Here is an 11,053-nt window from a genome sequence, read left to right on the forward strand (position 1 = left end):
TCCATTCCGTAGCCGCAGCCCTCCGTGGCTGCCCATCCATTCCGTAGCCGCAGCCCTCCGTGGCTGCCCCACCCATTCCGTAGCCGCAGCCCTCCGTGGCTGCCCATCCATTCCGTAACCGCAGGGCCTCTGCGCCCTGCGATCGACCGCAGGTCGATAACCAACCGCGCCCAAGCCAACCAACCGGTACTCGACCCAACCACAAGAGGAGCACCGAAACAACCCTATCCATCCCAATCATTCGCGGGGGATCCCACTCGATGGGGTCAACGTTCGCTCGCACCCCTCTCCGCCCCATCGTCTCCCCCTGCCTTCTCCAATCCTGGGAGAAGGCAGGGCGCCGGAGGGATGGATGAGGCCCACATCACCTCGGAGCCATGAAACCCGACTACGTCGAACTCCATTTGCATACTGCCTTCTCCTTTCTCGATGGAGCCTCCCTCCCTGAGGAGATGATCGCGCGCGCCAAAGAGCTGGGCTATCGCGCCCTGGCAGTCACCGATCACGACGGTGTCTACGGCGCCATGGAATTCGCCAAAGCCGCCGACGCTGCCGGAATCTTCCCCATCACCGGCGCGGAAATGACGCTCACCGACGAAACCCATCTCACCCTGCTGGCCGAGAACTACACCGGCTACGCCAATCTCTGCCAACTTATCACCGAAGCCCACCGCCTCCCCCCGGGCGCGCCCATCCAACGCCTCACATTCTCTGCTGACGAGGAAGAGGGCGGACTCGATCTCTCCTTGCGCGGTATCGGCAAACCCTATCCCCATTACCGCGCGGAGGAACGCCTCCCCCGTCTCGATCCGGAGCTGCTGGCAACCTATGGCGAAGGAATCATCCTGCTCACCGGCTGCCGCCTCGGCAAGCTCTCCCAACTGGTCGATGCCGGCGATCTCACCGCTGCCCGTGCGCTATTGCAGCAGTACGTCGATTGGCTCGGCCGCGACCAGGTGTTCGTCGAGCTGCAGCACAACAAGGTTCATGGCGATGTCCAGCGCATCCGCACGCTCATCCGGCTCGCGGACGAACTCGGTCTGCCCTACGTCGCCACCGGCAACGTCCACTACCACCTCCCCGACCGTCACCGTCTGCAAGACGTATTGGTTGCCATTCACCATCGCACCACCCTCGATAACTCCCATCAGCTCCGCCGCCCCAACGGCGAGTTCTATCTTCGTTCTGCCGAAGAGATGGCCCAACTCTTTCACCCGTGGCCCGAGGCGATCGCAACGACCATCCGCATCGCCGATCGTTGCCGCGCATTCGATCTTGCCAACGATCTCGCCTATGTCTTCCCGGACTACCACCCCGACGATGGCTCCGATCCGGACACCCATCTGCGCAAGGTCTGTTACGACGAGCTCTATCTGCGCTATCCGGGCGACAAAACCGAGGCGATCCGCCGGGTCGAGGAGGAGCTGCATGTCATCGCCAAGCACAAGCTGGCGGGTTTCTTCCTGCTCTATCGCGACCTGCTCATCCTGGCCGCCGAAATCGCCCTGGAAGTACGCGGCAGAAAAAGCCCACGCACCATCGCCAATCTCCCGCCCGGCCGCGGCCGCGGCTCATCCGTCAGTTCCATCGTCTGCTACCTGATCGGCCTCTCGCATGTCGATCCGATCGCGCACAATCTCTTCTTCGGCCGCTTCCTGAACGAGGAGCTCAACTCGATCCCGGATATCGATCTCGACTTTCCCCGCGAGATTCGCGAGCGCCTGATCGAGCGCGTTTATGAAACATTCGGGCACGAAAACGCCGCCCTCGTCTGCGCTTTCTCCACCTACAAGCTGCGCAGCGCCGTGCGCGATGTTGGCAAAGCGCTTGGGTTGCCGCTGCCGGAACTCGACAAGATCGCCAAGCTGAGCGAGCCCCGATCCGCCAAGGAGCTGGCTGGCGAGCTCGATCGCATTCCCGGCTACGCCAATCGCAAGCACGCCCCGCCCTGGTGCTACCTCATCGAGTTGTCCGAACAACTCAGCGGATTCCCTCGCCATGTCACCCAACATGTCGGCGGTATGGTCATCTCCTCTTCACCCATCAGCCGCCTGATGCCCGTGCAACCCGCGGCCATGGAAGGCCGATTCCTGGCCCAATGGGACAAGGACTCCTGCGAAGACGCCCGCGTGGTGAAAATCGACTTCCTCGCCCTCGGCATGCTTTCCCTCGTCGAGGAATGCCTGGAGCTCATTGCCAAGGAAGGAAAGCCGCCGGTCGATCTCAGCCGGATCGACTTCGAAGACCCCGCCATCTACGAAATGATCAACGAAGGCGACACCATCGGCGTCTTCCAGATCGAGAGTCGCGCCCAGATCCAGATGCTTCCAAGAACGCGTCCGAAGAAACTGGAGGATCTTGTCGTGCAAGTCGCCATCGTGCGTCCGGGTCCCATCATCGGCGGCGCCGTCAAACCCTATGTCGAGCACCGCCAACGGGAACGCACCAGCTTCCTTCCCATCGAGCCGCATTACGACCACGCCGATCTGATCCCCGTGCTCCAGGAAACCCACGGCGTCATCCTCTATCAGGAACAGGTGGTCCAGGTCGCCATGGCGCTCTCTGGCTTTTCCGCTGGACAGGCCGATTCCCTCCGCCGCGCCATGACCCGCAAACGTTCGGCCGAGGCTATGCTGAAGATGTGGGATGAGTTCCGCGATGGAGCCAAAGCGCGCGGTGTCCCGGTCGAGATTGCGCGCACCGTCTTCCGCAAACTCCAGGGCTTCGCCAGCTACGGGTTCCCGAAGGCGCACGCGGTCGCCTTCGCGGTGCTTGCCTATCAATCATGCTGGTTGAAGTACTACTACCCGGCCGAGTTCCTCTGCGCGCTCATCAACAATCAACCGATGGGCTTTTATCCCAACCACGTGTTGATCAACGACGCCAAACGCCATGGCCAGCGGGTGCTCGGTCCCGATATCGAGCTCAGCTCCCTCCGCTGCACCGTCGAAAACGGCAAGATTCGCATTGGCATTGGCTATGTGCAGGGTATGGGCGAGGAAACCGCCCGCAACGTCGTGTTGGAACGCATCGCCAATGGTCCCTATCGATCGCTGGCCGATTTCATCCGCCGCGTGCCGCTGGCAACCGAAGCGATCGAGAACCTCATCATGGTCGGCGCGTTCGACCGCTTCGGCATTGGCCGCCGGGAAGCCCTCTGGATGGTCGGGCTCTTCATTCCCTCCCGCAACGTCGGCATGGCGAAGAAAGCCGATCCTGGACGCCAGCTTTCCCTTCCCCTCCCCGTCGAGCAAGACCGGGTCGAGCTGCGCCCCATGGGTCCCTGGGAGCAGATGGCCGCCGATTACGCCATCATCGGAATGTCTCCCCGCTACCATCCGCTCGGGTTATTGCGCGCCCGTCTCCCAAACCATCTGGTTACATCGAAACAGTTGGAATCGCTGCCGCATGGCATTACCGTTGAATTGGCTGGCCTGGTCGTTTGCCGCCAACGACCTGGCACCGCCAAAGGCATCACGTTTCTCCTGCTGGAAGACGAGGTCGGACTCATCAATGCCATCGTCCATCTCGATCTCTATCTGCAGGAACGCACCCTCGTGCGCAGTGAGCCCTTTCTCATCATCAAAGGCAAGCTCCAGAAAACCCAGGGCGTCATCAACATCATCGCTCAGGAAATCCACGCCCTCGAAGGCGCCCGCACCAGCTTCCACGCCCCCAAACCCGACTCCATGGAGGATATCTTCGATACCCCTGCCACCCCACCCCGAAAACTCGAACCCGCCTCCCACGACTACCGATAGCCCCCTGTCATTCTGACCGCAGGGAAGAATCTCTCCGCCGTCCATCCGCCAAATCCCCGTCCCACCCCTGTCATTCTGACCGCAGGGAAGAATCTCTCCGTCGCATCCCCAAATCCCCGTCCCACCCCTGTCATTCTGACCGCAGGAAAAAGAATCTCTCCGCCATCCCCAATTCACAACCCCGAAACGCCGGCCCATCCCCTGTCATTCTGACCGCAGGGAAGAATCTCTCCGTCGCATCCCCAATACCCCACCCCCCTGTCATTCTGACCGCAGGGAAGAATCTCTCCATCGCAACCCCGAAACGCCACTTGACAAACAAGAACATATGTTCTAGTATCATGAATAAGCGGCACGTTTGGCAACGAGCGCGGGCCTGGGCAGCAACGGATCGTGCCCGGGCTGGTTACCCGTCATCCACACTCGGTGCTGGATCCCGGCTCGGCCGAGCGTCATGGTCGATCCCACCGCTGTTCCATCGTTCCGATCGAGTCGAGAGCCAGCGCTATGCGGCGCCAACTGGGGTCTTCTCATTCCCCCAAGGCACCCCGGCCAACTCCACCGCAAACCTTGTTCGCGGCTCAGAGCCAGCGCCCTACTCCGCCTCCAGCACGACCGGAAGCACCATCGGCCGCAAACCGGTCTGCTTCTGCAGATAGGCCGAAATATTGTTCCGGATGTTCCGGGAGAGCCCGGCCACATCTTGCGAACTGTTGCCCGCAAACTCGCGCAAGATCAGTAACGACCGCTCGCGAACCTGCTCGATCAACTCCGGCGAGTTCTGCGCGTAGACAAATCCGCGGCTGATCACTTCTGGGCCGGCAATGAGCTCGCCCGAGTCGCCATCGACCGTCGCCAAGATCGTCACCATCCCGTCGCCTGAGAGCGTCTGCCGGTCGCGCAACACCACCTCATCGATCTCGCCCACAATGGAACCATCGACGAATACCGGTTCACAGGGAATCGTGTCGACGATCTTCACCCCATCGGCTGTGATCTCGATCACATCGCCCACCTGCGAGATCGTGATTGCGGCCGGATCGTATCCCTCGGCCGCCGCCATCTCCTCGAAGATGACGAGCATCCGTTCCTCTCCATGGAATGGCAACAGGAACTTCGCCTTAGTCGTCCGCATGAGCTCGCGAATCTCCGACCGGCTGCCATGCCCGGAAACGTGCACGGTCTCCCTCGCGCTGTACGCCACATCGGCCCCGAGCCGGAAGAGCTCGTTGATCATGGTGTACACGGCCACTTCGTTGCCCGGAATCGGGTGCGCGGACACCACTACAGTGTCACCCGGTTCGATCTTGACATCCCGATGCTCGCCCAGCGCCATGCGGTTCAACGCCGAGCCAATCTCCCCCTGGCTGCCCGTCACAATGAAGCAAAGCTTGTCATCCTGGTAGTGGATCGCATCGCGCGCGTCGAACATCTGCTCATCGTCGATTCGCAGCAGATCGAGCTCCCGCGCCACCCGAGAAACGGTCTGCATCCCACGTCCAACGAAGGCCACCTTGCGTCCCCGCGCAATTGCCGCGTCCACCGCTTCCTGCATACGGGCAACGTGCGAAGAGAACGTGGCGACAAAGATCCGCCCATTCGCGCCATCGAAAATCCGCTGAAATGCCTCTCCCACGGTACGCTCGGACGGTACCCAGGGGTCGAACTCGATGTGCGTGGTGTCCGAAATGAACAGCAACACGCCACGTTCCGCGAACGACCGCACTTTGTCGAGATTGGTCACCTTCCCGTCTGGCGGCGTTGGGTCCAGCTTGTAGTCGCCGCTATGCACGATCATCCCGGCTGGGGTGGTGATCCCAAACCCAACGCAATCGGGGATGCTATGCGTGACCCGAAAGGGTTCGAGCCGGAAGACGCCTCCCTCGAGCACCTCATCTCCATCAGCGTCGAATTCGATCAGCTCGACCTCCTTGGTCAAGCCGGCCTCCTTCAACTTCTCGCCGATCAAGCCGCACGTGAACCGGGTCGCATACACCGGCGCATTGACCTCTTTCAGCAGATATGTCAGCGCGCCAATGTGATCTTCATGTCCATGGGTGATAAAGATGCCTCGCAGTTTCCCCGCGTGCTCCTTCACATAGTCGAAGTTGGGCAGTACGAGATCGATGCCGTAGTGCTCGATAGCCGGAAACCCCACCCCGCAATCGACAATGATCATGTCGTTGTCGTGCTCGAGCACGAACATGTTTCGTCCGATCTCGGCCTGTCCGCCGAGAAAAATCAGCCTGACGGCATCACTCACGACCACGTTCTCCTCTCGGGCAAGAAAGAACCCGCGCCAGGGCAGACGCGGGTTTCCAATGGCTGATTGCGAACATCAGAAAAGCTTCATCTGTTCGTGCGCGGGCGTATCTCCCGGTCCTGGACGTTCGTCCAGTTCGCGTTCGGCACGCGCCTTGTTGATGATCTTGCCAAGCTGATCGAAGTCCTCCTCGATCGCTCCGCGCAACGAACCCTGATGCAATGCCGCGGCAGGATGGTACATCGGCACGACCACGCGGCGACCGATCTTGCGCGGCTGTCCATGAATCCGGGAAATCCGCTCGTTGGGAAAGAAACGCGACATCGAGAAACGACCCAGTGTCACGATCACGAGCGGGTCGATTGCGTCGATCTGTCGATCCAGATACAACGAACACGCCTCCATTTCATCCGGCAGCGGATCGCGGTTTCCGGGCGGACGGCACTTGACCACGTTGGTGATGAATACTTCTTCGCGCCGCATACCTGCGCGTTGGATCAGTTCCGTCAGGAACTTCCCGGAAGCACCCACGAACGGGAGCCCTTGCTGATCTTCGTGATATCCGGGTCCTTCCCCGATGAAAAAGACCTCGGCGTCTTCAGGTCCAGAACCGGGTACGGCGTGGGTACGGCTGAGCGACAGCTCGCAGCGCGTGCAAACTCGAATCTCAGCGGCAACGTCGGACAAGACGGACATGAAGACTCCAGAACACATCGAGCGCGCCGTGCGCGCGGGGCCGTCCCCGAGTATAGCCAACCGATGCGGCCAGGTCGGCAACTCATCGCCCTGAGACTATCCGAAGTAGCCCTGGATCTCGCCCTCGATCATATTCGGCGGCAACCAACCATCATGTGTCTCTGGTGCCCAGGTAAGCTTGGTCTCGGCTTCGGGATCGATGTCCTCCTCCGCCGCAGGTGGGGCCCAGCGCTCGAAATCTGTCTCGAACGCACGGTCGATCCATTCGGTCAACTCAGCCACGCCGGGGAGTGAACGTTCCCCGAGCCAGAGCATGGCGGGATGCCCCCAGTGCTTGTTGAGCCAGCGATCGAGAATGAACGTCTCGTCGAGCAGAGCCGCGTCGAGCAAGTACCCGCTGGAGGCCTCCCAACGACCAAAGGAGATTGCGAGCCGATCCCGGATTCGATCGACTGCTTCTCGCCGGCCGATTCCTGTCCTGCTCCAAATTCGGCCACTGACGATCAGGCAGATGTCCAGCCGGTCCGGATCCGGGGTTGGCAGGGCAAGCAACAGGGTCGGTCGCCGCTCCATCTCCTGAATGGCGCGATGCACACCGGAAATCGATTGCAACGTCTGAATATCACGCCGGAACCGTCTTGCCTGCTCGAAGTCTCCCTGTGCTGCGGCCGCTTCGAGCTGCTGCCAGATGCGCTGGAGAAGGGGTGCGTCGTCTCCTTCCAGGAACGCGACGCACTCGCGGATGCGCTGGACATAGAGCTCCCGATCTGCCTTTCCAACGCATGGCCCCAGGCATTGCTTGAGGTCGAGCTTCAAACACGGAGACCCGTAGCTTCGCGCTGACTTGAAGTTTCTGGTGCAGGTGCGCAGCTGGAAGTGCTTGTTGAGGAGATCGACGACCTGACGCGCGGCCGCGCGATTGCGATAGGGTCCGAAATAGCGCGCCCCGTCATTCTTCCACTCTGGCGCCAGCATGATGCGCGGCCAGGGGGACGCGAAATCGATCTTGATAAATGGGTACTGCTCGTGCGAGCGCATGATCTTGTTGTACTTCGGCTGGTAGCGCTTGATGAGCTGAGATTCCAGCAAGAGCGCTTCCAGTTCACTTCCTACAACGCTCACCTCGATGGTCGAGATCGATTCGAGCAAGCCATCCATCTTTCGGGTGTAACCCAGCGGCTGCGAGTAGTACGATGAGACGCGATCACGCAAATTCTTCGCTTTCCCGACATAGATCACACGCCGATTGGCGTCGAGCATCAGGTAGCAACCAGGTTTCGACGGAAGCGACTTCAGGTAGTCGGCATCCAGCAAGGCGCGCCCGCGGCCGATACCATCGCGCGGCTTCACCTCGGGCAAGCGGGACGATGCCTTGAGCTGATCGAGCGACCCGTCGCCATGCTCCGCGGCGATTCGAAACAGCATGAGCGCCACACGCGCTGCCAGGTCGGCGTCTCCCTCAGCGCGATGCAGCCGTCGTGGCGCCAATCCGAGCGCGGACGCGACCTTGTCCAAACTGGCACGCCGCAGCTCGGGGAGATACCGCATGGCCAGCGCCATGGTGTCGACCCGATCGTTGACCAGCGGCATCTGCCCCGCGTGGCGTAGCTCGGCATTGACGAATCCGATATCGAAACCGACATTGTGGCCGACGATCAGCGCATCACCCACGAACTCCACGATCTCGAGCGCGTGATCACCAAACCGATCCTGTCCTCGCAGGTCAGCATCACGAATTCCCGTCAACTTCGTTATGTAGGCGGGAAGCTTGCGCTCCGGATCGAAGAGCGCCTGATACCGTTCGATCGGCTCTCCCGCCGAATAGCGAATCATCCCGATTTCGATGACCCGGTGAGACGCGGGGCGCAACCCGGTCGTTTCGACATCGAGCGCCACGAAGTCGGGCAACGCGATATCGATTTCGGGCGCTCCCGTCGCCAACACCCATTCGCGGTCGCCACGAACCCTGAGTTCGGGCGTTTCACGCATGACCGCGTAGAAGAGCGGTCGCCAGAGATCGGGAGAACGCGTGGAACCGAAGATATGTCCGATGAGCAGATCTTCGTGGACGGCGCCACCGGAGAGATTGACAAAGTCGCGCGCGCGCTGCGACAGAAACAACCGAGCATCCATCGATTCGCCCTGCAGATCGACGTTTGGGACCGGACGTTGTCGGGGATCTCGGCGGGGTCTCATCGCATGTCTTGCGGGCTCTCGGGGGACAGTGCCATGCTAGAATGTCTGTTCGAATCGTACGTTCACTATACACCACCACTTTCCACCAGGACGGTGTCCAGAGGAACTCCTAAATGACCGAACAGGACGTTCGCGCGCGGCTCGAATCCCTCAGAACCAGTCTCGATCGGTGGAACTATCAGTACTACGTCCTCGATCAGCCCACTGTATCCGACGCCGAATATGACGAGGCCATGCGAGAGTTGCGGGCGCTCGAGGACGCCTATCCAGAACTCGTCACGCCCGATTCACCCAGTCAGCGTGTCGGCGCCCCTGCGCAAACGGCATTTGCCAAGGTCGTGCACCCGGTTCCTATGCTGTCACTCAGCAATGTTTTCGACCGCGCAAGTCTCGACGCCTGGTTCGGGCGGGCGCAGCGAGCCGCGGGGCGTGAGCAGATGCGGCTTGTCACCGAACCGAAGATCGACGGCTTGGCGGTCGCGCTCACCTATGTCGATGGAGTGCTGGAGGTCGGCGCCACACGAGGGGACGGGTTCGTTGGCGAGAACGTCACAGCCAATTTGCGCACGATAAAGACGATTCCCAAGCAGTTGCGAACCGCCAAAGACTATCCGGTGCCGTCCCGAATCGAGGTGCGCGGCGAGGTCTACATGAAGAAGTCCGACTTCGAGGCGCTCAACGCTCGCATTCTCGAAGCAGGTGGCGAACCATTCATGAACCCACGCAATTCGTCTGCCGGGAGCCTTCGGCAGATCGACCCGAAGAAGACGCGTGAGCGTCCGCTGAGCTTCTATACCTGGGACATCGGTTATCTGGAGGGCTTCCCGAGGCCGGATAGCCATTTCGACACGCTTCAGATGCTCGTTCAATACGGATTCGAAACCGCGCCGGATCCCATGACGCACGACGCGCACGACGCGATCGACGGGGTATGGGAGCGGTGTGAATGGTGGCTCGGCCGGCGTGACGAGCTCGATTTTGAAATCGATGGCGTCGTCACCAAGATCGATTCTGTCCATCTTCAAGACGAGATCGGCATCATTTCGCGCGAACCGCGGTGGGCGACCGCCTACAAGTTCCCTGCAATTCAAAAGACCACGGTCGTGGAAGACATCGTCGTCACGGTGGGCCGGACTGGCACGCTCAACCCGACCGCGTTTCTTGCGCCGGTCAACATCGGTGGGGTGACGGTCAAGCGGGCGACCCTGCACAACGAAGATGAGATCGCGCGCAAGGACATTCGTATCGGCGACACCGTCGTGGTGCAACGAGCAGGCGACGTCATTCCGCAAATCGTCAAGGTCATCATCGAAAAGCGAACGGGAGCCGAGGTCCCGTTCCAGATGCCCGAGCGATGCCCGGTTTGCGGCACGCCGACCAAACGAGACGAAGGGGTTGCCATGCGCTATTGCACCAACTCCGCGTGCCCGGCCCGCATCCGCGAGGGGCTGCACCATTTCGTCTCGCGAGGCGCCATGGACATTGTCGGACTCGGAGACAAACTGGCCGATCGGTTCGTCGATCTCGGCTGGATTCACGACTTTGGAGACATCTATTCGCTGGATTGGGAGCAGGTCGCCGCTCTGGAAGGCCTGGGAGAGAAAAGCGCCGAAAACCTGAAATCGTCAGTAGACGCTTCGAAAGTTCGCCCGATCGCCCGGCTCCTTGCCGGGTTGGGGATTCCCCATGTCGGTGAACGCAATGCCTCGATGCTGGCCAAGCGCTTCCGTTCGATCCCGAACCTGCAGGCAGCAACGCTCGAAGAGGTCCTCGAGGTGCCTGGCATGGGCAGCATCGTGGCCCAGAGTGTGGTCGATTTCTTTTCCGACCCGAGCAACCAGCATGTGATCGAAAAGCTCGCGCGGGCGGGGGTGAACATGTCGGACGGCGAGCCGATATCGGAGGAGCCAGGTCCGCTCGCAGGAAAGACCTTCGTCCTGACTGGACGGCTGGAGCACATGACCCGCGCAGAAGCCGAAGAGCTGCTCAGAAGCCTCGGCGCGTCGGTCGCGGGATCGGTTTCGAAGAAAACCAGCTTCGTCGTTGCCGGTGAAGAAGCAGGCAGCAAGGCGGATAAAGCGAAAGAGCTGGGCGTGCCAATTCTGTCGGAGCAGGATATGCTCTCCATGGTGAACAA

Annotated in this window: 5 protein-coding genes; 2 read left to right on the forward strand and 3 right to left on the reverse strand. The window is 60.9% G+C overall.

Annotated features, from left to right (window positions below; translation table 11 throughout):
- Positions 1-377 precede the first annotated feature (377 nt).
- A complete protein-coding gene (locus tag R2855_13305) occupies positions 378-3,761 on the forward strand; it encodes an error-prone DNA polymerase (GenBank protein MEZ4531980.1) in 3,384 nt (1,127 codons plus the stop codon).
- Between the two features lie 595 nt (positions 3,762-4,356).
- On the opposite strand, the gene R2855_13310 is transcribed toward R2855_13305, so the two are convergent.
- From R2855_13310 to R2855_13320, 3 genes are all read right to left on the reverse strand, one after another.
- Complete coding sequence (locus R2855_13310; GenBank protein MEZ4531981.1) at positions 4,357-6,024, reverse strand: ribonuclease J; 1,668 nt, start codon at positions 6,022-6,024, stop codon at positions 4,357-4,359.
- 75 nt (positions 6,025-6,099) lie between these two features.
- Entirely contained in the window at positions 6,100-6,720 is a 621-nt protein-coding gene (locus R2855_13315; GenBank protein MEZ4531982.1) for a uracil-DNA glycosylase, read from the reverse strand.
- A 96-nt stretch (positions 6,721-6,816) separates the two neighbouring features.
- A complete protein-coding gene (locus tag R2855_13320; protein MEZ4531983.1) occupies positions 6,817-8,841 on the reverse strand; it encodes an exonuclease domain-containing protein in 2,025 nt (674 codons plus the stop codon).
- Positions 8,842-9,029: 188 nt separating this feature from the next.
- Here R2855_13320 and ligA point away from each other — a divergent pair.
- Positions 9,030-11,053: NAD-dependent DNA ligase LigA (gene ligA / locus R2855_13325; protein MEZ4531984.1), on the forward strand; the 2,024-nt coding region annotated here is incomplete at its 3' end.

Source organism: Thermomicrobiales bacterium, from assembly GCA_041390825.1.
Taxonomy (GTDB): domain Bacteria; phylum Chloroflexota; class Chloroflexia; order Thermomicrobiales; family UBA6265; genus JAMLHN01.

What these genes read in the sequence shown, in the direction of transcription:
- R2855_13305 (MEZ4531980.1), top strand. Translation starts at nt 378, where the DNA reads ATGAAACCCGACTACGTCGAACTCCATTTGCATACTGCCTTCTCCTTT.
- R2855_13315 (MEZ4531982.1), bottom strand. Translation starts at nt 6,720, where the DNA reads ATGTCCGTCTTGTCCGACGTTGCCGCTGAGATTCGAGTTTGCACGCGC.